The 26111-nt window shown below is 64.5% G+C and carries 21 protein-coding genes; 18 read left to right on the top strand and 3 right to left on the bottom strand.

Annotated elements, in window-relative coordinates; all coding sequences use genetic code 11:
- The first annotated feature begins 232 nt into the window (after positions 1-232).
- Positions 233-784: a YbaK/EbsC family protein gene (locus tag GFD18_RS08295; protein ID WP_191997365.1), complete on the top strand. Its 552-nt coding sequence runs from the start codon at positions 233-235 to the stop codon at positions 782-784.
- A 139-nt stretch (positions 785-923) separates the two neighbouring features.
- On the opposite strand, the gene GFD18_RS08290 is transcribed toward GFD18_RS08295, so the two are convergent.
- Genes GFD18_RS08290 through GFD18_RS08280 form a run of 3 tightly spaced genes read right to left on the bottom strand, consistent with a single transcriptional unit; the run spans position 924 to position 3522 of the window.
- Complete coding sequence (locus tag GFD18_RS08290) at positions 924-1712, bottom strand: ABC transporter ATP-binding protein (protein ID WP_225432998.1); 789 nt, start codon at positions 1710-1712, stop codon at positions 924-926.
- The gene (locus GFD18_RS08285) at positions 1709-2515 is read right to left on the bottom strand and encodes an ABC transporter permease (protein WP_163199403.1); all 807 of its coding nucleotides are present in this window, start codon (positions 2513-2515) and stop codon (positions 1709-1711) included. The genes GFD18_RS08290 and GFD18_RS08285 overlap by 4 nt, the downstream gene beginning before the upstream one ends.
- Positions 2515-3522, bottom strand: a complete 1008-nt coding sequence (locus GFD18_RS08280; protein WP_163199405.1) for an ABC transporter substrate-binding protein — start codon at positions 3520-3522, stop codon at positions 2515-2517. Before GFD18_RS08280 ends, GFD18_RS08285 begins: the two co-directional genes overlap by 1 nt.
- A gap of 213 nt (positions 3523-3735) precedes the next feature.
- Between GFD18_RS08280 and GFD18_RS08275 the strand changes: the two genes are divergently transcribed.
- The 17 genes from GFD18_RS08275 to GFD18_RS08195 all read left to right on the top strand — a co-directional run bounded on the left by GFD18_RS08275 (position 3736) and on the right by GFD18_RS08195 (position 26006).
- Complete coding sequence (locus GFD18_RS08275; RefSeq protein ID WP_163199407.1) at positions 3736-4506, top strand: amino acid ABC transporter ATP-binding protein; 771 nt, start codon at positions 3736-3738, stop codon at positions 4504-4506.
- A 70-nt stretch (positions 4507-4576) separates the two neighbouring features.
- Positions 4577-5416 (top strand): glutamate ABC transporter substrate-binding protein, encoded by an 840-nt coding sequence (locus GFD18_RS08270; protein ID WP_163199408.1) that lies wholly within the window; start codon positions 4577-4579, stop codon positions 5414-5416.
- A 1-nt stretch (position 5417) separates the two neighbouring features.
- The gene (locus tag GFD18_RS08265) at positions 5418-6095 is read left to right on the top strand and encodes an amino acid ABC transporter permease (RefSeq protein WP_163199410.1); all 678 of its coding nucleotides are present in this window, start codon (positions 5418-5420) and stop codon (positions 6093-6095) included.
- A gap of 7 nt (positions 6096-6102) precedes the next feature.
- Entirely contained in the window at positions 6103-7314 is a 1212-nt protein-coding gene (locus tag GFD18_RS08260; protein WP_163199412.1) for an amino acid ABC transporter permease, read from the top strand.
- A gap of 181 nt (positions 7315-7495) precedes the next feature.
- Positions 7496-8236: a ubiquinone/menaquinone biosynthesis methyltransferase gene (locus GFD18_RS08255; RefSeq protein ID WP_163199414.1), complete on the top strand. Its 741-nt coding sequence runs from the start codon at positions 7496-7498 to the stop codon at positions 8234-8236.
- 12 nt (positions 8237-8248) lie between these two features.
- On the top strand, positions 8249-9874 hold the full coding sequence (ptsP, locus tag GFD18_RS08250) for a phosphoenolpyruvate--protein phosphotransferase (RefSeq protein WP_163199416.1): 1626 nt from the start codon (positions 8249-8251) through the stop codon (positions 9872-9874).
- Positions 9875-9961: 87 nt separating this feature from the next.
- On the top strand, positions 9962-11587 hold the full coding sequence (locus GFD18_RS08245; RefSeq protein ID WP_163199418.1) for a bifunctional metallophosphatase/5'-nucleotidase: 1626 nt from the start codon (positions 9962-9964) through the stop codon (positions 11585-11587).
- A 47-nt stretch (positions 11588-11634) separates the two neighbouring features.
- Entirely contained in the window at positions 11635-12615 is a 981-nt protein-coding gene (locus GFD18_RS08240) for a PPK2 family polyphosphate kinase (RefSeq protein WP_163199420.1), read from the top strand.
- A 68-nt stretch (positions 12616-12683) separates the two neighbouring features.
- Positions 12684-15233 (top strand): DEAD/DEAH box helicase, encoded by a 2550-nt coding sequence (locus tag GFD18_RS08235; protein ID WP_318644527.1) that lies wholly within the window; start codon positions 12684-12686, stop codon positions 15231-15233.
- Positions 15234-15309: 76 nt separating this feature from the next.
- Positions 15310-16677, top strand: coding sequence for a replication-associated recombination protein A (locus tag GFD18_RS08230; RefSeq protein WP_163199424.1), 1368 nt, complete (start codon positions 15310-15312; stop codon positions 16675-16677).
- A gap of 113 nt (positions 16678-16790) precedes the next feature.
- Positions 16791-17516: an MtrAB system response regulator MtrA gene (mtrA, locus tag GFD18_RS08225; RefSeq protein ID WP_191997364.1), complete on the top strand. Its 726-nt coding sequence runs from the start codon at positions 16791-16793 to the stop codon at positions 17514-17516.
- Positions 17517-17543: 27 nt separating this feature from the next.
- The gene (mtrB, locus tag GFD18_RS08220; protein WP_163199426.1) at positions 17544-19220 is read left to right on the top strand and encodes an MtrAB system histidine kinase MtrB; all 1677 of its coding nucleotides are present in this window, start codon (positions 17544-17546) and stop codon (positions 19218-19220) included.
- On the top strand, positions 19217-20971 hold the full coding sequence (locus tag GFD18_RS08215) for an LpqB family beta-propeller domain-containing protein (RefSeq protein WP_163199428.1): 1755 nt from the start codon (positions 19217-19219) through the stop codon (positions 20969-20971). Before mtrB ends, GFD18_RS08215 begins: the two co-directional genes overlap by 4 nt.
- Before the next feature lie 292 nt (positions 20972-21263).
- Positions 21264-22250: a substrate-binding domain-containing protein gene (locus GFD18_RS08210; RefSeq protein ID WP_163199430.1), complete on the top strand. Its 987-nt coding sequence runs from the start codon at positions 21264-21266 to the stop codon at positions 22248-22250.
- 135 nt (positions 22251-22385) lie between these two features.
- On the top strand, positions 22386-23915 hold the full coding sequence (locus GFD18_RS08205) for a sugar ABC transporter ATP-binding protein (protein ID WP_163199432.1): 1530 nt from the start codon (positions 22386-22388) through the stop codon (positions 23913-23915).
- Position 23916: 1 nt separating this feature from the next.
- The gene (locus tag GFD18_RS08200; RefSeq protein WP_163199434.1) at positions 23917-24990 is read left to right on the top strand and encodes an ABC transporter permease; all 1074 of its coding nucleotides are present in this window, start codon (positions 23917-23919) and stop codon (positions 24988-24990) included.
- Entirely contained in the window at positions 24987-26006 is a 1020-nt protein-coding gene (locus GFD18_RS08195) for an ABC transporter permease (RefSeq protein ID WP_163199436.1), read from the top strand. The genes GFD18_RS08200 and GFD18_RS08195 overlap by 4 nt, the downstream gene beginning before the upstream one ends.
- Positions 26007-26111 lie beyond the last annotated feature (105 nt).

Genomic DNA, 26111 nt, shown 5'->3' with positions numbered 1-26111 from the left:
GACTTCGACGTACTGGTGTACGCCTTCGTCCGCATTCCTTGCTACCGCACGCATCAATCAGTCTTCATCGAGCGGCCGTTCTCAAATGAATCAGACGAGCACTCGATGGAACAACTAGGTCGTAATCGATAACGGTTCATAGGCAAAGCGAATAGCGCCACCGGCATGTGCCGGTGGCGCTTTCGTTATCCTCGCCGTAGACGCCGCCTGGCGTCGGAAACGGGGGAGACTCATGACGTTGGAGGTACTGGACTGGCACGACGGACGGCTGCTGGCGAAACCGGTGTTCGACGCATTGAACGCACTGGTTGCGGCCGGCGTGCCGGAGGAGAGGATTCTCGGCGTCACCGAGAACACCGACGAGGAATCCGACACCGACCTGTGGTGCCCGAAATACGGCATCCCCTTCGAGAACACCGGCAACGTCGTGGTCGTGCACACACACAAGACCCGCAAGGCCCCGCCGCAGTTCGCGGCCGCATTCGTCACCGCCGACACCCGCGCCGACCTCAACGGACTCGTCAAGCGCACGCTCGGCGTCAGCAAGGTGTCCTTCGCGCCCATCGCCGCGGCCGTCGAGGCCACGGGCATGGAATCCGGCGGCATGTCGCCGATAGGGCTTCCCTCCGGATGGCCGCTGCTCATCGATCGTCGCATCATCGGCATTCCGCGTCTCTACCTCGGTTCCGGCATCAGACCGTCCAAGCTCGTCGTCGACGGCTCGATCTTCGCCGACATCCCCGGCGCCGAACTCGTCGACGGACTCGGCAAACCACGTTCCTGACATCGCCGTGCCGCACGATGCGGCCATGTAACACGTAATACGATGGCCCCCGCCTCGAATGCTTTCCGAGGCGGGGGCCATCGTGGCCAATCGGCTTCATGACGACGGACGGCCGGCGTTTTCACGCGGCCCGATCCGTCTACCGTTCGTGGATGAGGTCCCATATGCGCTGCACATGGGATTGGAACCGGTCGGTGGCGATCATCTCCTGCGTGCGCGGACGAGGCAGGTCGATGGCGATGTCCTCGCGGATGCGGCCCGGACGAGGCGTGAGCACCACCACACGGTCCGCGGTGAACACGGCCTCCTCGATGTCGTGGGTCACCATCATCACGGTCATGCGGTTGGCCTCCCACACCTGGGTGAGCAGAATCTGCATCTCCTGGCGCGTCAGCGCGTCCAATGCGCCGAACGGCTCATCCATCAGCAATACCTGCGGACGATACGACAGCGACCTCGCCAGGGCGAGACGCTGCTTCATGCCGCCCGACAGTTCGTTCGGATACGCGTTCTCGAATCCGGCGAGCTTCACATCGGCCAGATGACGCCGCGCGATCTCCAGACGCTCGGCCTTCGACAGGCCCTTCTCCCCGCGCAGTGCGAACTCCACATTGCCCAGACAGCTCAGCCACGGCAGCAGTGCCGGCTGCTGGAACACGATGCCGCGGTCGCGCCCCGGTCCGTCCACCGGCCTCCCGCTTGCGGACACCGCACCGGCCGTGGGCTCCAGAAGGCCGCCGATGATCGACAGCAGCGTGCTCTTGCCACAGCCCGAGGCGCCCACGACGGCCACGAACTCGTTCTCATGGAAATCCAGGTCGATGTGCTCCAGCACGTTCAGATCGCCGAATGACATCGACACGTCCTGCACGCTGATGCGCGGCGCTGCCGGCATCGTTGCGTCTCGTGCGGTGTTCTCGTTCATCATCTTCCCTCCCAGCGCCTGAATGCGCGCTTGCCGATGGCCCGCATCACCTGATCGAAGAACAGGCCGAGGATTCCAAGCACCACCACGTATCCGATGATCACGTCCGTGGCGAAATACCGCTGCGACACGGTGATCCGGTATCCCAGACCCGACGTGGCGGCCACCAGCTCGGCCACCACGAGCCATGTCCACGCCCAGCCGAGGCTCACGCGGAGCGCATCCCAGATGCGCGGCAGCGACGCGGGGAACACGATGCGCATGATGATGTCGTGCTTCCGCATGCCCAGCGTCTCGCCGAAGTCGATGAGGTTCTGCGGCACCTGCATCACCGCGTCGCACACCAGCAGCACCAGCTGGAAGAACGTGCCCATCCATATGATGAGGAACTTCTGCAGGTCGTCGGTGCCGGCCCAGATGATCGTCAGCGGCACGAACGCCACCACGGGCATGTACCGGATGAAGTCCATCAGCGGTTCCACGGCGCTGAGCACCCATTCGTTCACGCCCATCATCACGCCCAGCGGAACCGCCATCACCACGGCGATGAGGTAGCCGACGGTGATGCGGTACACGCTGGTGCCGACGTCGGCCAGCAGCACGCCCTGGGCGGCCTGGTCGGCCAGGGCGTGCGCCACCGCGGAGGGGGAGGGGAGGAACAGCGGGTCCACTGCGCCGGTCTCGGTCACCGCGGCCCACAGCGCCAGCAGCACCGCGAAGGTGACCACGGGCGCGGCGATGCGCTGGCCGCGGGTCAGCGGCGTGCGAAGTCGCCTCGCGCGCCTGCGTTTTTCCGGGGCCGCCATCACCTGGCCGCCTTCTGCGCGAACTCGGCGTTCACATAGTCGTCCGGGTTCAGCGTGCCGTTGACGATCTTGGCCTTGATGGAGGCCTTGTTCACCGCCTCGAACGTGGACTTGAAGTCGCCGGTGAGCTTGCCGGCGTTGTCCTTGGCGGTGAAGTACCTCACGCCCGCGAACGCGGTCTTGAGGTCCTCCTTCTTCGAGCCGATCGCGGTCGCGATGATCTCCTGGCCCTCGTCGGTGTTCTTGTCATAGAAGGCGATGGACTGGTCCCAGGCCTTGAGCAGGCTGGTCAGCTGATCGGGGTGGTTCTTGATGAAGTCGTTGCGCACCACCAGCACGTCGGAGATCAGGCCCTCCTTGGCGCTCGGCGTGTACACCACCTTGATGTTCGGGTCCTTCTGCCTCGCCTCGGTGATGTACGGCTCATAGGTCACCGCGGCGGGGACCTTGCCGGCGATCACCGCGGTGCCGGCGGAGCTGGCGCTCATCGGCACCTTCTTGATGTCGTCCACGCCCAGTCCCTGCTCCTCGAGGGCGTAGTTGAGCAGCACGTCGGAGGTGCTGCCCTCCTCGTAGGCGACGGACTTGCCCTTGAGGTCGGCCACGCTTGCCATGCTGCCGTCGGAGATGATGGCGTCGGCGGTCTCGGAGGCGTCGAGCACCATCACCACGGAGACGTCCACCTTGTTCTCCAGCATCTGCAGCGCGCTCTGCGTGCCGACGTTGCCCGCCTGGATCTTGCCCGCGGCGATGGCGGCGTTCATGTCGGAGTCGGTGTCGAAGTTCGTGATCGTGGCGCTGACGTTCTGGTCCTTGAAGTAGCCGTTCTTCTCGGCGATGTACCAGGGGGCGTATCCCAGCCAGGGCTCCACGCCGATCGACACGGCGGCGTCGGCGTCCTTCGAGGACGCGGACGAGCCGCCGCAGCCGGCCAGAGTGGTGGCGGCGATCAGCACGGCGGCGGTGGCCGCCACGACGGAGCGGAACTTGCGGGTTGCTGCGTTCATGGATGTCCTTCTGTTCTCTCGTGGTCATGCGCTTTTGCGCGGACGGGCATCATGATAACGGCGTCCGCGTTAATTTGGTGGGTTTGTCCGCTAGATGGGCACCCAGCCAAAATCACGTCGGGGGCATCGGACGGAGCCGTCCCGGCACGGTCCCGATTCCACGAAGAGAGCGCGTAAAACGTTTGAAACCAAGGCATGGGCTATACTGCACCTATGTCAGAAGAGAAAATTTACCGTACGGACAGCTCACGTCCGCTTGTGGAACTCACCCACGTGGAGAAGCATTTCGGCGATCTGCACGTTCTGAAGGACATCAACCTCAAGGTCGCCAGGGGCGAGGTGCTGGTCGTCGTCGGCCCCTCCGGATCCGGCAAGTCCACGATGTGCCGCACCATCAACCGCCTGGAGACCATCGACTCCGGCGACATCCGCATCGACGGCAAGCCCCTGCCCCAGGAGGGCAAGGAGCTCGCCCGCCTGCGCGCCGAGGTCGGCATGGTGTTCCAGTCGTTCAACCTGTTCGCCAACAAGACCATTCTCGAGAACGTGGCCCTGGCCCCGATCCGCGTGCGCCACATGGCGAAGAAGGAGGCCGAGGACCAGGCCATGGAGCTGCTCGCCCGCGTCGGCGTCGACTCCCAGGCGTCCAAGATGCCGGCCCAGCTCTCCGGCGGCCAGCAGCAGCGCGTCGCCATCGCCCGCGCCCTCGCCATGCACCCCAAGGTCATGCTCTTCGACGAGCCGACCTCCGCGCTCGACCCCGAGATGGTCAACGAGGTGCTCGACGTCATGATCGAACTGGCCCACGAGGGCATGACCATGATCTGCGTAACCCACGAGATGGGCTTCGCGCGCCGAGCCGCCGACCGCATCGTGTTCATGGCCGACGGGCAGATCCTCGAGGAGGCCTCGCCCGACGAGTTCTTCGACCATCCGAAGAGCGAACGCGCCAAGGACTTCCTCTCCAAGATCCTCACGCACTGATTCCGCCGCACGACGGCATCCTGTCAGGACAAGACGAATCAAGAAGAACAGAGGAAACGGAAGATTATCTATGAACAGAGTGAAGACAGCCTTCGCACGGCTGTGGAAGAGACTGCTCGCCGCGGTCTGCGTCGTGGCGTGCATATGCTCGGTCGCCGCATGCGGCTCGGGCGACGAGGCGGGCAAGATCCGCATCGGCATCAAATTCGACCAGCCGGGCCTCGGCTTCAAGAAGTCCGGCACCTACGTCGGTTTCGACGTGGACGTGGCCAAGTACGTGGCCAAGCAGCTGGGGTACTCCGAGGACGAGATCGTCTGGAAGGAGGCGCCGTCCAAGCAGCGTGAGGCCATGCTGCAGAACGGCGACGTCGACATGATCCTCGCCACGTACTCCATCACCGACGCACGCAAGAACGCCGTGTCGTTCGCCGGCCCGTACTTCGTGGCCGGCCAGGACCTGCTCGTCCGACGCGACGACACCAGCATCAAGGGCCCCGAGGACCTCAACGGCAAGCGTCTGTGCTCGGTGACCGGCTCCACCTCCGCCACCACCGTCAAGGAGAAGTTCGCCAACGAGGTGCAGCTCATGGAGCAGCCCGGCTACGCCGAATGCGCCACCGCGCTGTTCTCCGGCATCGTCGACGCCGTGACCACCGACGACATCATCCTCGCCGGCCTCGCATCCGCCTCCCGCGGCAAGCTCAAGGTCGTGGGCAAGCCGTTCACGCAGGAATACTACGGCGTGGGCATCAAGAAAGGCGACAAGGCCTTCGCGAAGAAGATCAACGCCGCCATCGAATCCATGATCAAGGACGGCGCCTGGCAGCGCGCCGTCGAGGACAACACCAAGGGCACCGGATACAAGCCGAACGCGCAGTACAATCCGCCGAAGCCCACGGAGGGGGAGTGACATGGAAAGCTTCATCAGCCTGTTCTCCGAATACGACATCCCCGCCGCGTTCCTCGTCAACATCGAGCTGACCCTGTGGTCGGCGCTGTTCTCGCTCATCCTCGGCGTCATCCTCGTGATGATGCGCATCTCGCCCATCGGCTCCATGCGCGCCGTCGCCGGAGGCTACGTCGAGTTCTTCAAGAACATGCCGCTGACCATCATCATGGTGTTCATGGTGCTCGGCGCCTACGCCCAGCTCAAGCTCACCTTCTCCGACACGTTCGCCACGAACTTCTTCTGGCTCGCCGTCACCGGCCTGAGCCTGTACACGGCCGCGTTCGTGTGCGAGTCGCTGCGAAGCGGCATCAACACGGTGCCGCTCGGCCAGGCCGAGGCGGCGCGCGCCCTCGGACTGGGCTTCATGCAGTCGGCCACCGAGATCATCCTGCCGCAGGCCTTCCGCGGCTCCGTGGCGCCACTGGGCAACACGTTCATCGCATTGCTGAAGAACTCCACCGTCGCGGCCGCCGCATCCGTGGCAACGGAGACCTCGTCGCTGATGAGCCAGATGATCGAATACCACCCCGACGTGATCGTCTCGATCTTCCTGATCTTCGCGTTCGGCTACGTGGTCCTCATCATCCCCATCGGCATGCTGACCACATACCTGTCCAACAAGCTCGCGGTAAGAAGGTGACCCGGCAATGAACAACACATCCTCATCGGTCCTGTTCGACCAGCCCGGTCCCAAGGGCCGCCGCCGCATCGCCGTCATCAACTGGGTCGCGGCCGCATGCTTCATCGTCGTCCTCGCGCTCATCCTCATGCGCCTGCACAACCCGCCGGACGGCGAGAACCAGCTCAGCTGGGAGCTGTGGAAGCCCGCGCTCGAAAAGGAGGCGTGGACCGACTTCTACCTGCCCGGCCTGTGGATGACCATCAAGGCGTCCGTGCTCGCCGTCGTCGGCTCCGTGCTCTTCGGCCTGCTCTTCGGCATCGGACGACTGCTGCCCAGCATCATCGTGCGCGGCGTCTCGTCGGTCGTCGTCGAGTTCTGCCGAGCCGTGCCCGTGCTGCTGCTCATGATCTTCTTCTGGCGCTGGTTCGCCTTCGCCGGCATGGGCGAGCCCTCCTACTGGGCCGTCGTCCTGGCGCTCGTGCTCTACAACGGCTCCGTCGTCGCCGAGCTCGTGCGCTCCGGCGTGGGCAACCTGCCCGGCGGACAGCGCGAGGCCGCACTCGCACTGGGCCTGACCCGCACCGAGTCGCTCATGCAGATCGAGGTGCCGCAGGCCATCAACGCCATGCTGCCCGCCGCCGTCACCCAGCTGGTCGTCGTGCTCAAGGACACCGCCCTCGGATCCATCATCATGTACACCGACCTGCTGCAGGAGTCCCGCCGACTCGGATCGATGTACTTCAACATCCTCCAGACGCTCGTCGTGGCCGGCGTGGTCTACTTCTTCGCCTGCTGGCTGCTGTCCAGGCTCGCCGAATGGCTGCCCGAACACATGCAGCAGCGCACCGCCGCACCCGTCGACACCGAGCCCGTCGCGCCCATCGCCGTGATGGACCCGTCCAACGTCAACCAGATCGCCGTGGCCCAGGAGGTCAAGGAGCTGCCGCTCGGCGGCACCCCACGCAAATACCACGTGCACCACCGCGGCACGAACGCGTCCATCCACAACTGGCGACGCACCCGCTACGAGCAGGGCTACGACGAGACGCATCCCGACAACCGCGACCAGAAGCCCGACGAGAAGAAGGCCGGCAAAACCGAAAGGAAGACGGACGGCCATCCGGAATCCAAGAAGAGCTTCTCCGGCGACCACCACCGCTTCGGCGCCGCCTCCTTCAAGCACGGCAACGACATCGGCAAGGGGCACAACGACATCGGCGGCAAGACGAAGATCTGACCCCCGTCACCATCGATGACGGCCAGACGGTGAAGAACCGACGGCCGTGAAGGCCTCCGCGCGACGAACCGCGCGGAGGCCTTTCCCATATCCGACCGCGGCATCCGACCGAAGAACAGCCCTCCCGCGAGCGAATACGCCGCGCACCGGCCGCATCCGCGACACGCGGTATCGTGGGCACATGGACACGGACACCCGCAAGAGCACACGGCGGCAGAACGCCATGTTCTCCACAATCGCCGAACGCTACGACCTCGTCAACGATCTCGCCTCGATGGGACAGGACCGGCTATGGCGACGCGCCGCGGTCCGTGCGCTGGAAACCACCCGCGGCGGCTCCCTCGCCGGCCTGCACATCCTCGACGTCGCCTGCGGAACCGGAGCATCCTCCCGCGCGCTCGCGAACCGCGGCGCCGACGTCATCGGCTGCGACATCGCCGACGGCATGCTCGCCGTGGCTTGCCGACGTGAAACCGATGGGTCCCGTGTGAACCGGCATGGCATTCGACGCGGGGAAGTGCGTTACGTCGCCGCCGACGCCATGCGGCTGCCGTTCGCCGACGGGGAGTTCGACGCCGTGACCGTCTCCTACGGACTGAGAAACATGCCGTATCCTGAGGTCGCGCTCGCGCAGATGCGACGCGTATGCCGTCCCGGCGGCCGCATCGTCGTCCTTGACTTCGACATGCCGGACGATCTCCTGTGGCGTGCGGTCTACACGCGCTACTCGACCGTGATGCTGCCGCTTCTGGGGGGCCTGATCGGCGGCGGCGCCGACGCCTACCGGTATCTCAACGCATCCATCGCCCAATGGCCGGGCCGACATGGCGTCATGGCGATGCTGCGCGAGACGGGGTGGCATGACGTGGCGGCAAGGCCCCTGTCCGGCGGCATCGCATCGCTGTGCCGGGCCGTGGCATAGGGGAGGGGCATGATGGGAATGATACGAGGCGTCGGCGTGTCCGCCGGCATCGCCATCGGCGTGATTCACGTGCCCGATACCGCCGGCCATGCCGTGGAACGCCGTTCGCCCGACGACCCGCAGTCCGAGGTGGAGCGCTTCCGGTCGGCCCGTGACGCGGCCGTCGCCCAATTGAAGCAATTACGCGACAGAACCGCGGCCGAGTTCGGCGAGGGCAAGGCGGAATTGTTCGACACCCACCGGCTCATGCTCCAGGATCCGGACTACGTGGAGAGCATCGAGGACCTGATCACATCGAGCAAGGTGAACGCCGAGTTCGCGGTCAACAGCACCGCCGAACAGTTCGCCGCCATGTTCGCAGCAATGGACAACTCGTACATGCAGGCGCGCGCCGCCGACGTCAAGGATGTTTCCCGCCGCGTGATCAACGTGCTCGAAGGACGGCGCGGCGGCACCGCGGCAGACACAGGCGGCGATAGCCGCATCATCCTCGCCGAGGACTTGGCCCCCAGCGAGACCGTGCAGCTCGACCGGTCCAAGGTTTTGGGCTTCGTGACCGCCAGGGGTTCCGCGAACTCGCACACCGCGATCCTGGCCCGCACGATGGGCCTGCCCGCCATCATCGGCATCGGCGACGCCTTCGACCCGGCCGACGACGGCCGTACCGCCGTGATCGACGGCACCAGCGGCCTGGTGTTCGTGGACCCGGATGAGAAGACCCTCGCCGAATACCAGGGCAGGAAGGCCCAGTTCGAGGAGCACCTGCGCCTCCTGCAGGAGCTCAAGGGCAAGCCCACCGAGACCAAGAGCGGCCAGCAGGTGCGTCTGTACGCCAACATCGGTCGCCCCTCGGACGTGGCCGCCGTATTGGCCAACGACGCCGAGGGCATCGGCCTGTTCCGCAGCGAGTTCCTGTACCTGGAGAGCGAGGACTGGCCGACCGAGGAATTCCAGTTCGAGGCCTACAGGGAAGTCGCGCAGAAGATGGGCGACCGGCTCGTCGTGATCCGCACGCTCGACATCGGCGCGGACAAGCAGGTCGGCTACTTCAACCTCGAGCATGAGGACAATCCCGCCCTCGGCTACCGTGCCATTCGCATCTGCCTGACCCGGCCGGAGATCTTCAAGGTCCAGCTGCGCGCCCTGCTGCGCGCCTCCGCGTACGGCAACATCGCCATCATGCTGCCCATGATAACCTCCGTCCAGGAGGTGCGCGACGCCAAGAAGATCCTCGACGAGGTCAAGGACGAGCTGCGCGGCGGGCACGTCGACTTCGACGAGCGCATCCAGGTCGGCATCATGATCGAGACGCCCGCCTCGGTGATCATGGCCGACGAACTGGCCGCCGAGGTCGACTTCTTCTCCATCGGCACCAACGACCTGACCCAGTACACGCTGGCCTGCGACCGGCAGAACCCGAACCTCGCTCGCTTCGCCGACCCGCACTCGCCCGCCGTGCTGCGCATGATCCGCATGGCCGTCGAGGCCGCGCACCGCCACAACATCTGGTGCGGCATCTGCGGCGAACTCGGCGCGGACCTGAGCCTGACCGACACGTTCCTGCGCCTCGGTCTCGACGAACTGTCCGTCCCGCCCGCCAGCGTCCTGCCCCTGCGCAACGCCATCCGCAACCACTGAGACTGACTGCAAGAATTCACCATGCCGTAGCCTCGAATCCGATTGCGTAACCAAACTCGTCAACCTTGCCCCGATACCGTGGCAGGCGTGGGATTCGAGAGCAGCACCGAGAAAAGCATCCTGTCGAAAAGCACCCTGTCCTGGCTGGCGAGAGCCGTCACGGTTCTCGCCGCCGTATCCTTCCTCGCCGGTGCCGCGGCCTCACGGACCACGAGCGCGGCGGAGGACGAACGCAAGATCACCATCGCGGCCATCACCGACTTCCACGGCCACATCGAAAACGGACGATGGGTCGGCGAACGGTTCGAAAAGGCCGAGGAATACAACCCCGGCAACACCGTGTTGGTCTCCGCGGGCGACCTCGTGGGCGGATCGCCCTACGAATCCGGCTCGCAGAAGGACGAGCCCACCCTCGCCATGGCGCGGGCATGGGGACTGGGCGTATCCGCCATGGGCAACCATGAGCTCGACCGGGGCGTGAACGACTTCGGCGAGCGGATATCGGCGCCGAAGAACCATCTCGACTGGCTGGCGGCGAACATCCACAAGGCCGGCGAATTCTCCCGCCTGCATGACTACACGATACGCATCGTCAACGGCAAACGCATCGCCTTCGTCGGCGCCGTGACGGACGGCCTCGGCTCTGTGCTCTCGCGAAGCATAATGAACGACGTACGCATGGACGGCAAGGCCCTCGAGCAGGTCAACCGTGTGGCCGACCGGCTCTCCGACGGCGACGAGCGCAACGGCGAGGCCGACGCCGTCGTCGCGCTCATCCACGAGGACGCCGACGTCATCGCCCGCTCCCCGAAGAGCCTCGACGCCAACGTCGACCTGGTCTACGCCGGCCACACCCACGCGGTGAAGACCGGCCGGCACACCCGTTCGGGAGCCCCCATCGTCGAAGCCGGATCCTTCGGACGCCAGGTCGCCGTGCAGGACCTGCTCGTCGCGGGCGGCGGCAGGGACGCCAGGGTCACGGTCAACGACGCCTTCGGCACGCCGGTCGTCGGCATGTCCGCAGGGGATGGGGACCCGGCCCGGGTCATCAACGCCGCACGCACGACCAACACGTCGCTTGAACGCGTGGACGCCATCGTCAGACGGGCGGACGCGGCGGCGCGGCGCGGCGGCGACATCGTGGTCTCCTCCGTCGACGAACCCTACGACAAGACCACGCCCAAAGGACGGGACGGTCTGGAAACGCTGATCGCCGACGCCGCGCTCGACGGCGCGAGACGCACCGTCGCGGGAGCCGGGGCATCGGTGGGGTTCGTCAACCCCGGCAGTCTGCGCACCCGGGCGCTCGACCTCGACGGCGACGGATTCGTCACCGTGCGCGAGGCGAAGGACATGATGGCCCTGCAGTTCGACAACGCGGTGACGACACTCACCGGCAAGCAGATGAGACGCGTCATCGCCCAGCAATGGCATCGCAGGGACGGCGCATGGCGCAACGGGCATCTCGGCATATCCTCGAACGTGCGATACGATGTCCGATTCAACGGCGCCGACGCGCCGACGGTCGAACACCTCGTCGTGAACGGCCGGCCGGTCGCCGACGACGACCGGATCGTCGTGGCCGGCAACACGTTCCTGCTCACCGGGGGCGACGGCTATACGGCGTTCCTCGACGGCACCGGGTACGCCGACACCCACGTGCCATACGCGCAGACGCTCATCGACCACATGAAATCACGCGGCCGGGGCTGAAAGGGGACTACAGTGGTGTCCACCAACTCAACGCGGAGGAGGCAGCCATGGGCGACACCCGATACATCAGCAGCACACTGAAAAGCGCATCCGATTCCAGCCGAGGCCTCGACAAGGCCATCAAACGCCGCAAGTCCCTGCAAAGGCGATTGGAGCTGGCAAGCGAGACATCCGAACGGCTCAGCTCGGTATGGAGCAAGCATCCGTCGTCCAGGCTCCGTTTCGGACAGGGCGTCACCGACCTCGCCGACGTCAAGGGCCCATCCACCCCGGGATTCCACGCCACCCGCGACGAGGGCGAACGGTTCATCGCCCTGAGCGCCATCGAGATCGCACGCTACCAGGAACTGCTCTACGCCAACGGCGCGCACGGCAGCAACCGACGGCTGCTCATCGTGCTGCAGGGCATGGACGCCTCCGGCAAAGGCGGCATTGTACGGCACGTGTTCCGTCAGGTCAACCCCATGGGCATCCACTACCACGGCTTCGGACGGCCCACCGACGAGGAGGCCTCCCACGACTTTCTCTGGCGCATCCGCCGCGAACTGCCCGCCAACGGATGGATGTCCATCTTCGACCGCTCCCATTACGAGGACGTCGTCATGCCGAACGTATACCAGTCCATGGAGGAGGACGCCTGGAGACGCCGCTACGACGTCATCCGACGATTCGAGAAGGAGCTCGTCGCCGACGGATGCGCGGTCGTCAAGATCTTCCTCGTCGTCTCCCGCGAAGCCCAGCGCAAGCAGTTCCTCGAACGACTCGACGACCCGACGAAATACTGGAAGTTCGACGTCTCCGACCTCGAGGCGCGCGACCGATGGGACGACTACATGGCCGCATGGCAGGACGTGTTCGAGAACACGAGCACCGACTACGCCCCCTGGTACATCGTGCCCGCCGACAACCGCTGGTACTCCAGGGCCGTCGTCTCCGAACTCCTGCGCGTCACCCTGAAAAGCATGGAGCTCTCCTGGCCCGGGGCCGACTTCGACTTCGACGAGGCGCGCCGCCGCCTCGAATCCTGAACACGGCATCGGCGAACACCGGCGGGGCCGTCCGGCACGGCCCCCACCACACGCTACACTTGGAGCCCGTGGAACAAGGAACCTTGGAAGCGCTGATTCCGGGCTACGGCGACGACGACCGCAATCTGAGCGCAGATGACATCTACGACCGTTTCTTCGACTGGGTCGCCTCGCGCGGCATCGAACCATGGCCGCATCAGGAGGAGGCCATCCTCTCCCTGCTCGCCGGCGACCACGTGATCCTGTCCACCCCGACGGGCTCCGGAAAGTCGCTGGTCGCACTGGGCATGCACTACGCCGCCCTGTGCACCGGCCGACGCTCCTACTACACCGCCCCCATCAAGGCCCTCGTATCGGAGAAGTTCTTCGACCTCGTCGCCACGCTCGGCCGCGACAACGTCGGCATGATCACCGGCGACACCCACATCAACACCGATGCGCCGGTGATCTGCTGCACCGCCGAGATCCTCGCCAACCAGGCGCTGCGCGAAGGACCCCGCGCCGACATCGGCTGCGTCGCCATGGACGAATTCCACTACTACGGCGACCCCGAACGCGGCTGGGCATGGCAGGTGCCCCTGCTCACCCTGCCGCACACCCAGTTCCTGCTCATGAGCGCCACCCTCGGCGACGTCACCGGCATCGCCGACACGCTCGAAGAACACACCAACGGCGACGTCGCCATCGTAGACGACGCCAAACGCCCCATCCCGCTCAGCTACGAATACGTCGACACCCCGCTGGCCGCCACCGTCGAACGCACCATGAGCAAGGGCGAGTCCCCCGTATACGTCGTGCACTTCTCCCAGGACGCCGCGTTGGAGACCGCCCAGGCCCTCTCCAACGCCGGCGTCACCACCAAGGAACAGCGCGACCGCATCAAGGACGCCATCGCCGGCACCAAATTCACCACCGCCTTCGGCAAGATCCTCCAACGACTGCTGCGCACCGGCATCGGCGTCCACCACGCCGGCATGCTGCCCCGATACCGCCGCCTCGTCGAACAACTCGCCCAGCAGGGCCTCCTGCCCATCATCTGCGGCACCGACACCCTCGGCGTCGGCATCAACGTACCCATCCACACCGTCATCCTCACCCAACTCACCAAATTCGACGGCACCCGCATGCGACGCCTCAAGGCCCGCGAATTCCACCAGATCGCCGGCCGCGCCGGCCGCTCCGGATTCGACACCGAAGGCCTCGTCATCGCCGAAGCCCCCGAATACGAGATCGAAAACGCGCGCGCCCTCGCCAAAGCCGGCAACGACCCGAAGAAACTCAAGAAGATCAAACGCAAGAAACCCCAGGAAGGCTTCGTCACCTGGAACAACGCCACCCTCGACAAACTCATCGACCAGCCGCCCGAAACGCTCACGCCCCACATGCGCATCACCCACTCCATGGTGCTCGCCGAAGTCGAACAGGGAGGCGACGCCAGAACCCGCGTCAACAACCTCATCGACGACTCCGCGCAAAGCCCCAAGCAGAAGGAGAAACTGCACGAACGCGCCGACGAGATCTTCGGCACCCTCATCGACACCCAGGTCATCGAACACGAAACCGCACCCGACGGCACCGACGAATACCTCACCACCGTCGACCTGCCCGACGACTTCGCCCTCGACCAGCCCCTCAGCCCGTTCCTCCTCGCCGCACTCGAACTGCTCGACCCGGAATCCGACACCTACGCCCTCGACGTCATCTCCATGGTCGAATCCACCCTCGAGGACCCACGCCAGGTACTGCGCGCCCAGGAACGACAGGCCCGAGACCAGGCGCTCGCCGACATGAAGGCCGACGGCATCGACTACGACGAGCGCATGGACCGGCTGCAGGACATCACCTACCCCAAGCCGCTCGAAGACATGCTCGACGCCGCGTTCGACGAATACCGCAAGGACGTGCCCTGGGCCAACGACTACTGGCTCAGCCCCAAATCCGTGCTGCGCGACATGATCGAGACGGCATCCGACTTCACCGGATACATCGCCCGATACAACATCGCCCGCTCCGAAGGCACCCTGCTGCGCTACCTGTCCGACGCCTACCGCGTGCTCGAACGCACCGTCCCCGAGGAAAAATGCGACGAACGGCTCGACGACATCATCGCATGGCTGCGCGTCGTCGTACGCGGCATCGACTCCAGCCTCGTGGACGAATGGGAGAACGCCGGCGCCGATTCCACCGACGCCTCGGCCGTGGCCCCGCCTACCCAGGCCGACGAGGTCGTGCACGACAGGAGAGGCCTCACCGTGCTCGTACGCAACGCGCTCTTCCACCGCATCGAGCTCATGGACCGCGAGGACAGCAAGACCCTCGCCGACCTCGACGCCGACTGGGGCATGGGACTGCGCGACTGGGAGGACGCCCTCGACGACTACTACGACGACCACGAATACATCAACGTGGACGCCGAAGCGCGCTCCCTCGACTACTTCATCCTCGACACCGGCGCCGAACGCAGCGAACACCAATGGAAGGTCCGCCAGATCATCGACGACTCCGACGGCGACCACGACTGGGCCATCGCCGGCACCATCGACCTCGACGCTACCCAGGACAGCGCCGAAGTCGTCTTCGACGACTACCACGTCGGCCCCGTCGAAGAACTCGACTGATCCACCGCACGCAATCCCCATCCGAAAGCCCACTGGTTCGAACAGGTGTTCGAACCAGTGGGCTACACTATACGATATGCCAGAAGATCTCTTCAGCTCCGCCGACGCCCCCGAGGAAGTCACCCGCCCGCTCGCCGTCCGCATGCGCCCCGCCACACTCGACGACGTCGTCGGACAACGCCACATCCTCACCGAAGGCTCGCCCCTGCGCCGCCTCGCCTCACCCGCCAGCCGAGGATCGCTCACCGCCCCCAGCTCCATCATCCTCTTCGGACCACCCGGCGTAGGCAAAACCACCATCGCCACCATCGTCGCCCACCAATCAGGCCGCATCTTCGAAGAACTCTCCGCCGTCACATCCGGCGTCAAAGACGTACGCGACGTACTGCGCCGCGCCCACGAGAACCTCATCACCCAAGGCAGGGAAACCGTGCTCTTCATCGACGAGGTCCACCGCTTCTCCAAATCACAGCAGGACGCGCTCCTGCCCAGCGTCGAAAACCGCGACGTCACCTTCATCGGCGCCACCACCGAAAACCCCAGCTTCTCCGTCATCTCACCACTGCTGTCACGCTCCGTCGTCGTCAAACTCGAACCACTCGACCCCGACGACCTGAAAACCCTCATCACCCGAGCCCTGCACGACAAACGAGGACTCGCCGACGAAATCAAAGCCACCGACCCCGCCATCGACGAAATCATCCGCATGGCAGGCGGTGACGCACGCAAGACCCTCACCATCCTCGAAGCCGCAGCCGGCGCACTCACCGGCGACAAACAACGAAAAAAAGGCACACGCCGCCCCATCATCACCCCCGACGTCGTCTCCCAGGTCATGGACACCGCCACCGTCCGCTACGACAAAAACGGCGACGACCACTACGACGTCGCCAGCGCATTCATCAAATCCATGCGCGGATCCGACGTCGACGCCGCCCTCCACTACCTCGCCCGCATGCTCCGCGCCGGCGAAGACCCACGATTCATCGCCCGCCGCATCATGATCGCCTCCGCCGAAGAAGTCGGCATGGCCGCCCCCCAAATCCTGCAGACCACCGTCGCCGCAGCCCAGGCCGTCGCCATGATCGGCATGCCCGAAGCCCGCATCATCCTCTCCGAAGCCGTCATCGCCGTCGCCACCGCCCCCAAATCCAACGCCAGCTACAACGCCATCAACGCCGCGCTCGCCGACGTCGACTCCGGACTCATCGGCCAGGTGCCGCTGCACCTGCGCAACGCACCCACCAAACTCATGAAGCAGTGGGGCAACCACGAGGGATACCAGTACGCACATGACGCCCCCGGCGCCGTCGCGGCCCAGCAGTACATGCCCGACGAGCTGGTCGGCCGTGAATACTATCACCCCAACGACCGCGGATACGAGCATGAGATCGGCCCCCGCCTCGAACGCATCCGCCGCATCCTGCACGGCGACGACGAATAGGATGCGTACGAAGAGGTTCTTCGGCGCGAACGGGCCCGTCGTCCGCATCGAAGGGCCGGTGGTATCATCATTGATGATTTGCGAAGTGGCGGTACGTCCGAAGGAGGTTCGAATTGGAGTCGAAAACGACCATATTGATCGTGGATGACGATCAGGCACTGGGGGAGATGCTCTCCATCGTCCTCGAATCGGAAGGCTTCGCCACCGTGGTCTGCTACGACGGACTGCGCGCCGTCGAGATGTTCCCCACCATCGACCCCGACCTGATCCTGCTCGACGTCATGCTCCCCGGCCTCGACGGCGTGGAGGTGGCCAAGGAGATCCGCACCACCTCACAGGTACCCATCATCATGCTCACCGCGAAATCCGACACCCGCGACGTGGTATCCGGCCTCGAGGCCGGCGCCGACGACTACGTCGCCAAGCCGTTCAAGGTCGCTGAACTCGTGGCGCGCATCAAGGCCAGACTGCGCGTGGCGACGCCGGCGCGCCAGTCGCGCGACGAGACACACGAGCACGCGCAGGTCGTCAGCGAAGGCGGCATCGTCATCAACCGCGCGGAACACACCGCCACCAAGTCCGGCTCCGACCTGAACCTCACCCCCATGGAATTCGAACTGCTGTTCGTGCTCGCGGCCAACAGCGGCGACGTGCTCTCCCGCAGCGACCTGCTCGAAAAGGTCTGGGGATACCAGAACTCCGGCGACGCCCGCCTCGTCAACGTCCACGTCCAGCGACTGCGCCAGAAGGTCGAGGACAACCCGGAAAGCCCGGAGATCATCCAGACCGTCCGCGGCATCGGATACAAGTTCGTCCCTCCGACCCAACAGACGCACTAGCGAACGAGCCCCACGGTCGGAGCCCACATGAGATTCGGCATCAAGACATTGGTCGGGAAAGGCAATCCGTTCCTGTGGCTCTTCCGCAGGATGCGGTCGTCGGTCCGGCGCTCGCTGCAGCGCCGGGTCATCGTATCCACCGTGCTGCTGTCCCTCGTCGTCGCATGCGTGTTCTCCACGGTATCCATATTCTCCGTGCGTTCGTCGCTGCTCAACCAGGCGTCGGAGCAGGCCCAGCGGGATTTCACCGAATCGGTGCAGCGGGCCCAGACGAACCTCGACTCCTCCGACGTCTCCGCGCGCAGTGACTACCAGCATCTGATCACCGACCTGGCATCGACCCTGCAAAGCGAGGGCAGCTCGAATCTGCTGGGGGTGTACCTTGTCGGCGAAGCCGGCAACTCGGACTCCATCATCCCCGTCTCCACCGACCCGCAGTACCTGTCGCTGATCTCCGAATCCATGCGCAACCAGGTCAACCAGTCCAATGAGGGCAGCATCTTCTACCAACCCGTCGGCTATAGCCGTGACGATGACTCGGACCTTCCCGGGGCGATTCTCGGCTCATCGCTCACCATGCCCGACGGCAATCAGATAAGCCTGTTCGCCGCATACTCCTACGAGGCGCAACAGCGGTCGGTCATGAGCATCCAGATCACGCTGCTGAGCTCCGTGCTGGTGCTGAGCGTGGCGATCGGCATACTGATATGGCGCGTGCTGCGAGGCATCATCCGTCCCGTGGAATCGGTGGCGGTTGCCGCCGAATACCTGTCCGAGGGCAATCGCTCCGCCCGAGTCGATGTGAACCGCAACGACGAGATCGGGGTGCTGCAGCGGTCGTTCAACGAGATGGCCGACTCCCTGAACGACACCATCGAGGAGCTGGAGAACATCAGCTCCATGCAGCGTAGATTCGTATCCGACGTCAGCCATGAACTGCGTACGCCGGTCACCACGATTCGCATGGCGGCCGACCTGCTTGAATCACGCAAGGCGGATTTCGACCCGACCACCGCCCGTACGGTCGAGCTGCTCAGCGACCAGACGGGGCGATTCCAGTCCATGCTCGCCGACCTGTTGGAGATTTCGCGCTACGACGCCGGCTCCGCTTCGGCCGACCTGGTGTCGGCCGACCTCCGCATGCCGGTGCGCGAGGCCATCCGAGACGTGGAGGACATCGCCAAGGCCAAGGGCGTGGTCATCGAGGCCTGTATGCCGCAGAAGCCGATATTCGCCGACATCGATGCGCGGCGTATCGAGCGTATCCTACGCAACCTGCTCGGCAACGCCGTCGACTTCGCCGAGGACCTGCCCGTGGAAGTGCATATGGCAGCGAACGACAAGGCCGCGACGGTCAGCGTGCGCGACTTCGGCACCGGCATCGCGGCGATGGATCTCGAACACATCTTCGACAGGTTCTGGCGCGCCGACACCTCACGCTCCCGCATCACCGGCGGCACGGGCCTCGGCCTGTCCATCGCGCTTCAGGACGCCAGACTTCACCATGGCGATCTGTCGGTTCGCTCCATGCCGGGCAAGGGCACGTGGTTCCTGCTCAACATCCCGCTCGATTCCGGAGCGAGGGTGGATTCGGACGACTATCCGGTACGATTCGCCGACGCGGCCTCCCTGAATATCCTGGGACGATTCCTTCCCGGCGAAACCGTCAGGAACGGCGCGGAACGCGAGGAGGGTGAACAATGACGAGGCATGACGGATTCCACAGCCCCAAGGCCCTGTGCCTTGGACGACGTGCCATGGCCGTGGCATGCGCCGCCGGCATGACGCTTTCCCTGTCCGCATGCTCCCTGACGCTGGGCCTTCCCACCAGCGGCCCGGTGCAGCGCATGGCCCAGGTCTCCAAGGGGGAGCACCGTGTGTTCATCGATCCCCAGGGGCCCCAGGCCGACGCCACCGCCGAGGAGATAGTGAGGGGCTTCATATCATCCCTGCCGGCCGGCCCCCAGACCGATGGATTCAAGGTCGCCCGTCAGTTCCTGACCGCCGAGGCGGCGGCGAAGTGGAAGCCGGACGCCAAGGTCGGCATCTATACCGGCGAACCGAGTATCCAGACCGCAGGAGCGGCGGCGGAAGAGGCCGCCGGTTCGAAGGACACAATACAGGTCAACATGTCGTTCAGTAATGTCGGGCAGGTGAACTCCCACGGTATCTACTCCGTCGCCGGCAACAGCGGAACGGTCAGCGAGGCCTTCACCGTACGCAGCGTCGACGGTCAGTGGCGCATCGACAAGCTTCCCGACGGGATATTCATCGGGGAGTCGGACTTCCAGCAGGTCTTCCGCCAGGTGCAGCTCTACCAGCTGTCCAATTCCGGCAACACCTTGGTGCCCGACACCCGGTGGTTCGGCTGGCGGCAGTGGCGGACGCTCGCCGTGCGCGAACTGCTCGACGGCGCCGCCCCGTGGATGGGCAACGCCGTGCGATCGGTGTCCGCAGGCAAGGTGACGCTCTCCATGGACTCGGTCCCCTCCACCGGAGGCAGGATCGACGTGAAGCTTTCCAACGCCGCCGCCACGCTGCCGTCGGGGGACCGCTCCATGCTGGTGCGGCAGATCCGTCTCACCCTCGGCGACGGCAACGACGACTACGACCTGCACATCGTCGATGACTCCGGACTGGATCTCTCCGACGCCGATTCCCATGTCACCCTTGCGGTCGAACAGCCGAACCGGCACCTTTACACCCTGGCCAACAAGTCTCTGGTCTCCATAACCTCGCAGAACCTCGTCAAGGTCGGCGAGACCGACGGCGCGGTGAACGCCCGCGCGCTGGTCTTCTCGTCACGGGGCGGGGGAGCGGTGCTGCGCGCCGACGGGAACGTGGAATGCATTGACTCGTCGGTCAGGTCCTGCGGCATCATGTTCGCCGGCGTCGACGCCACGTGGATAACCACCGGGCTCGATCGAGAGGTATGGATGGTCCCGTCCGGTGGGCGGACCCTGTTCGTCGGCGACGCGGGCAATATCGAGCGCGTCGCCGAACTGCCCACGCCGTGGTCGGGGGAGCGGGTCCGCGCCATGGCAATATCGCCCGAAGGTTCGAGAATCGTGGCCGCCGTGGAGGACGGGGACTCGTCCGAACTGGTCATGACCGGCATACGAAGGGACTCGGATGGAACGGCCGTGGGAATCAGTCCCCATTACGTCGTGCTCTCGCATGTCGCGGGCATCAACGCGGTGACCTTCTACAACGACACGACCATCGTGTATTCCGTCGCCGATTCGCCCAGCGGCCACCAGCAGTCCGCGCCTGGACCCGAGGAAACGCAGACGTTGCCCAATGGCACCGTCGCGGTCACTTCCGCGCAAATCAACCAGACCCAGAGCCTCATCGCCCTGGACGACTCCGGCAACGTCCGCTATGCGCGAGGATCGCTGTCCTCCTCGTGGCGCGTGCTCGACCTGCAGACGTCGGCCATAGCGAGCGGCGAGTGAGATCCTGACGTGTGATTGATTGAGGGAATCGGGTGGTTTCGCCGTTTGGCGTGTCGTGCTCTCACATCATAAAACGCACAATAAGCGACAAAAAATACGGCAAAATCAAACAATCGCATGCGTTTGTCGAACAAAAAGACCTAAATGCCCGTTCATAACGGCACTGTTACCGTTTTGTTATCGGATGATGTTGAGTGAGCGCTCACTTCCACATATGGTTATAGACATCAACAGATGAACACCATCTGTTAGACGACAGAATGTGCTGTTGTCTTACTCAAGGAGGAGTTATATGAAGAAAGCAATCAAGTCGGGTCTGGCGGCAGTCGTCGCAGCTTCCACTCTCGTCGGCCTCGCCGCATGCGGTGGCAGCGCCGGTGACAGCAAGAGCGACAGCGGCCAGAAGACCGTCGGCTTCGTCGCCGTCGGCCCCGAGGGTGGCTTCCGTACCGCGAACGAGAACGACATCAAGCAGGCGTTCAAGGACGCCGGCTTCAACCTCGTCTACTCTCCGACGCAGAACAACGATCAGCAGAAGCAGATCCAGGCGTTCAACAAGTTCGTCAACGACGAAGTGGATGCCATCATCCTGTCCTCCACCGAGGATTCCGGCTGGGATGACTCCCTGAAGAAGGCCGCCGAGGCCGAGATTCCTGTCTTCACGGTCGATCGTAACGTCGAGGTCAAGGATGCCGAGGCCAAGAAGGCCATCGTCTCCCACATCGGACCTTCCAACGAGTGGGCCGGCGAACAGGCCGCCGAACGCATCGCCAAGGACTTCCCGAACGGCGCCAACGGCTTCATCCTCGAAGGCCCCGCCGGCCTGTCCGTGGTGAAGGACCGCGGCACTGGTTGGGACAACAAGGTCGCCTCCAACATCAAGGTCCTCGAGTCCCAGTCCGCCAACTGGTCCACCGATGAGGCCAAGACCGTGACCGCCGGTCTGCTCGACAAGTACAAGTCCCAGAACCCGCAGTTCATCTTCGCCCAGAACGACGAGATGGGCATCGGCGCCGCCCAGGCCGTCGACGCCGCGGGTCTGAAGGGCAAGGTCAAGATCGTGACCATCGACGGCACCGAGGCCGCTCTGAAGGCCGTCGTCTCCGGCGATCTCGACTACGTCATCGAGTACAACCCGATCTTCGGCAAGGAGACCGCCCAGGCCGTGAAGGACAAGCTGGACGGCAAGACCCCCAAGGCCGACATCCAGATCGAGTCCAAGACCTTCGACGCGGCAGCCGCCAAGAAGGCCCTCGACTCCGGCGAGCGCAAGTACTGATTGCGCACTCTGACGAGTACAACCAAGCAGTAACGCAGTGAACGGTGTATCAGCAGAATGGTCTGCGATACACCGTTCACCATGTTTGGGCAAAATGTCACAAAACGATAACATTCCCTTTCGTAAGGCAAAGACATGACAGATAAGCAACCAATCGTCGTGATGAAGGGCATCACGATCGAATTCCCTGGTGTCAAGGCTCTGGACGGTGTCAACCTTCGCCTCTTCCCGGGTGAGGTCCACGCTCTCATGGGTGAGAACGGCGCCGGCAAGTCCACGATGATCAAGGCGCTCACCGGTGTGTACAAGATCGACGCCGGCTCCATCACGGTCGATGGCAAGCCCACGCAGCTCAACGGCACCCTCGACGCCCAGAATGCCGGCATCGCCACCGTGTACCAGGAAGTCAACCTCTGCACCAACCTCTCCATCGGCGAGAACGTGATGCTCGGTCACGAGAAGCGCGGCCCCTTCGGCATCGACTGGAAGAAGACCCACGCCGAGGCGCGCAAGCACCTCGCCAAGATGGGTCTCGAGCACCTCGATCCCCGCGCCCCGCTGAGCTCCATCTCCATCGCCATGCAGCAGCTCGTCGCCATCGCCCGCGCCATGGTCATCGACGCCAAGGTGCTCATCCTCGACGAGCCGACCTCCTCCCTCGACGCCAACGAGGTCCAGGACCTGTTCGCCATCATGCGCAAGGTGCGCGACTCCGGCGTCGCCATCCTCTTCGTCTCCCACTTCCTCGACCAGATCTACGAGATCACCGACCGTCTGACCATCCTGCGCAACGGCCAGTTCATCAAGGAGGTCATGACCAAGGAGACCCCGCGCGACGAGCTCATCGGCATGATGATCGGCAAGTCCGCCGCCGAGCTGAGCCAGATCGGCGCCAAGAAGGCCCGTCGTGAGATCAAGCCCGGCGAGAAGCCCGTCGTCACCATCAAGCAGCTCGGCCGCAGGGGCCAGATCGAGCCCACCGACCAGGACGTGTACGCGGGCGAGGTCGTCGGCTTCGCCGGTCTGCTCGGCTCCGGCCGTACGGAACTCGGCCGCCTGATGTTCGGCGCCGACAAGCCCGACCACGGCGATTACCTGCTCGACGGCAAGAAGGTCACCATCGACAGCCCGTACGTCGCGCTGAAGAACGGCATCGCCTACTCCACCGAGAACCGTCGAGACGAAGGCATCGTCGCCGACCTGACCGTCCGCCAGAACATGCTCATCGCCCTGCAGGCCATCCGCGGCATGTTCAACCCGATTCCGAAGAAGGAAGCGGACGAGATCGTCGACAAGTACATGAAGGAGCTCAACGTCCGCCCGCCGGATCCGAACAAGCTCATCAAGAACCTCTCCGGCGGCAACCAGCAGAAGGTGCTGATCGCCCGATGGCTGGCCATCCATCCGAAGCTGCTCATCCTCGATGAACCGACCCGAGGCATCGACATCGGCGCCAAGGCCGAAATCCAGCAGAAGGTCCTCGAGCTCGCGGCCGAGGGCATGGGCGTGGTCTTCATCTCCTCCGAGCTCGAAGAGGTGGTCCGACTCTCCGACACCATCACCGTGCTCAAGGACCACAAGAAGATCGCAGACATCGTAAACGACGACACCGTCTCGCAGGCCACCATCGTCGAGACGATCGCAAATTCCGGAAAGGAGGCGTGAGATGGCAGCAGCAGAGAAGAAGGACGACAAGAACAACGTCGTCGCCAAGCTCCTCGGCAACAACCTGACCTGGTCGGTCGTCGCACTGATCGCGCTGATCATCATCTGCACCATCGTCGACCACCAGTTCCTCAGCCTCACGTGGAACAAGAACACCGGTGGTCTCGCGGGCCCGCTCATCACCATGCTGCAGGAATCCGCGCGATACCTGATGATCGCCACCGGCATGACGCTCGTCATCTCCACCGCCGGCATCGATCTGTCCGTCGGCTCCGTGATGGCAGTCGCCGGCGCCACCGCCATGCAGCTGCTGACCAACGGCGCCAACGTGTGGGTCGCCATCCTCGTGGCCCTGCTCATCGGTCTGGTCATCGGCTCCATCAACGGCGTGCTGGTCTCCATCCTCGGCCTCCAGCCGTTCATCACCACCCTGATCATGATGCTCGCCGGTCGAGGCGTCGCCAAGGTCATCACCTCCGGCGAGAACACCGACGCCTCCCAGGTCGCCGGCGGCGAGCCGCTGCGCTGGATGGCCAACGGCTTCATCCTCGGCATTCCTGCCAACTTCGTCATCGCCCTCGTCATCGTCCTTGCGGTCGGAGCCGTCGCCCGCAAGACCGCCATGGGCATGATGATCGAGTCCGTCGGCATCAACCAGGAAGCCAGCCGCATGACCGGCATCAACCCCCGCAAGATCCTCTTCCTCGTCTACGCGATCTCCGGCGTGCTCGCCGCCATCGCCGGCCTGTTCGCCACCGCATCCGTGATGCGAGTCGACGTGGTCAAGACCGGTCAGGATCTTGAAATGTACGCAATCCTCGCGGTCGTCATCGGTGGAACCTCGCTGCTCGGCGGCAAGTTCTCCCTCGCGGGCAGCGCCCTCGGCGCCGTCATCATCGCGATGATCCGCAAGACCATCATCACCCTCGGTGTCGATTCGGCCGCAACCCCGGCCTTCTTCGCCGCCGTGGTCATCATCATCTGTGTGATGCAGGCTCCGAAGGTTCACAACTTGAGCGCCGAATTGAAGCGCAAGCGCGCGCTCAAGGATTCTCAGAAGGCGGTGGCAGCATGAGTTCCGCAGCAGTGACTCCAAAGGCCAAGAAGGCCAAGGGCGGCAAGTTCGACGCCCAGATGATTCCGACGATCGCCGCCGTGGTGATCTTCATCCTGATGCTGATCATGGGTCAGGTGCTGTTCGGCACCTACTTCAGGCTCGGCTTCATCTCCTCGCTGTTCATCGACCACGCCTACCTGATCATCCTCGCGGTCGCCATGACCCTGCCGATCCTCACCGGCGGCATCGACCTTTCGGTCGGCGCCATCGTGGCCATCACCGCAGTCGTCGGCATGAAGATGCTCAACGGCGGCACCCCCGCCCCGCTGGTCCTCATCATCATGCTGCTCATCGGCGCGGCGTTCGGCCTGCTGGCCGGCGTGCTCATCGAGGAATTCAACATGCAGCCGTTCATCGCGACGCTGTCGACCATGTTCCTCGCCCGAGGCATCGCCTCCATCATCTCCACCGACTCCCTGACCATGCCGGAGAACAACAGCTTCGCATGGATCGGCGGCGAAGGCTGGAAGATCATCGACAACCCGAAGATCTCGAACGATCTGAGCATCAACCTCGGTGTGATCATCGCCCTGGTCGTGGTCGTGTTCGGCTACATCCTGCTGCACCACACCCGCACCGGCCGCACGATCTACGCCATCGGCGGCTCCCGCTCCTCCGCCGAGCTCATGGGTCTGCCCGTCAAGCGCACGCAGTACATCATCTACCTGACGTCCGCCACGCTTGCCGCCCTGGCCTCCATCGTCTACACCGCCAACATCGGTTCCGCCAAGAACACGGTGGGTGTGGGCTGGGAGCTCGACGCCGTCGCCTCCGTCGTCATCGGCGGCACGATCATCACCGGCGGCTTCGGCTACGTGCTCGGCTCCGTGCTCGGCGCCCTGGTCCGCTCCATCCTCGAGCCGCTTACCACCGACTTCGGCGTCCCCGCCGAGGCCGTGCAGATCGTGGTCGGCGTGATGATCCTCATCTTCGTTGTCCTCCAGCGTGCGGTCACCGCATTCAAGAAGGAATAGCAACGTATCATTTCCCTCCTTCGGAGAGGCCCGTCGGGTTCGCCCGGCGGGCCTCTTTGCGCATCCGGTCGCATGCGCTGTTTCCATGCCCGCAAGGATGACGTC

The sequence above is a fragment of the Bifidobacterium saimiriisciurei genome, from assembly GCF_010667655.1.
Lineage (GTDB): Bacteria > Actinomycetota > Actinomycetes > Actinomycetales > Bifidobacteriaceae > Galliscardovia > Galliscardovia saimiriisciurei.
Note: the sequence above shows the minus strand (reverse complement) of the source record. Positions and strands in the feature narration are given on the sequence as shown.

Excerpts from the sequence above, each read along its gene's own strand:
- GFD18_RS08200 (WP_163199434.1), top strand. The coding sequence starts at position 23,917 with ATGGCAGCAGCAGAGAAGAAGGACGACAAGAACAACGTCGTCGCCAAG.
- GFD18_RS08205 (WP_163199432.1), top strand. The coding sequence starts at position 22,386 with ATGACAGATAAGCAACCAATCGTCGTGATGAAGGGCATCACGATCGAA.
- GFD18_RS08260 (WP_163199412.1), top strand. The coding sequence starts at position 6,103 with ATGAACAACACATCCTCATCGGTCCTGTTCGACCAGCCCGGTCCCAAG.
- GFD18_RS08275 (WP_163199407.1), top strand. The coding sequence starts at position 3,736 with ATGTCAGAAGAGAAAATTTACCGTACGGACAGCTCACGTCCGCTTGTG.
- ptsP (WP_163199416.1), top strand. The coding sequence starts at position 8,249 with ATGGGAATGATACGAGGCGTCGGCGTGTCCGCCGGCATCGCCATCGGC.
- GFD18_RS08290 (WP_225432998.1), bottom strand. The coding sequence starts at position 1,712 with ATGATGAACGAGAACACCGCACGAGACGCAACGATGCCGGCAGCGCCG.
- GFD18_RS08255 (WP_163199414.1), top strand. The coding sequence starts at position 7,496 with ATGGACACGGACACCCGCAAGAGCACACGGCGGCAGAACGCCATGTTC.
- GFD18_RS08270 (WP_163199408.1), top strand. The coding sequence starts at position 4,577 with ATGAACAGAGTGAAGACAGCCTTCGCACGGCTGTGGAAGAGACTGCTC.
- GFD18_RS08195 (WP_163199436.1), top strand. The coding sequence starts at position 24,987 with ATGAGTTCCGCAGCAGTGACTCCAAAGGCCAAGAAGGCCAAGGGCGGC.
- mtrB (WP_163199426.1), top strand. The coding sequence starts at position 17,544 with ATGAGATTCGGCATCAAGACATTGGTCGGGAAAGGCAATCCGTTCCTG.
- GFD18_RS08210 (WP_163199430.1), top strand. The coding sequence starts at position 21,264 with ATGAAGAAAGCAATCAAGTCGGGTCTGGCGGCAGTCGTCGCAGCTTCC.
- GFD18_RS08240 (WP_163199420.1), top strand. The coding sequence starts at position 11,635 with ATGGGCGACACCCGATACATCAGCAGCACACTGAAAAGCGCATCCGAT.
- GFD18_RS08265 (WP_163199410.1), top strand. The coding sequence starts at position 5,418 with ATGGAAAGCTTCATCAGCCTGTTCTCCGAATACGACATCCCCGCCGCG.
- GFD18_RS08295 (WP_191997365.1), top strand. The coding sequence starts at position 233 with ATGACGTTGGAGGTACTGGACTGGCACGACGGACGGCTGCTGGCGAAA.
- GFD18_RS08230 (WP_163199424.1), top strand. The coding sequence starts at position 15,310 with ATGCCAGAAGATCTCTTCAGCTCCGCCGACGCCCCCGAGGAAGTCACC.
- GFD18_RS08285 (WP_163199403.1), bottom strand. The coding sequence starts at position 2,515 with ATGGCGGCCCCGGAAAAACGCAGGCGCGCGAGGCGACTTCGCACGCCG.
- GFD18_RS08280 (WP_163199405.1), bottom strand. The coding sequence starts at position 3,522 with ATGAACGCAGCAACCCGCAAGTTCCGCTCCGTCGTGGCGGCCACCGCC.
- GFD18_RS08215 (WP_163199428.1), top strand. The coding sequence starts at position 19,217 with ATGACGAGGCATGACGGATTCCACAGCCCCAAGGCCCTGTGCCTTGGA.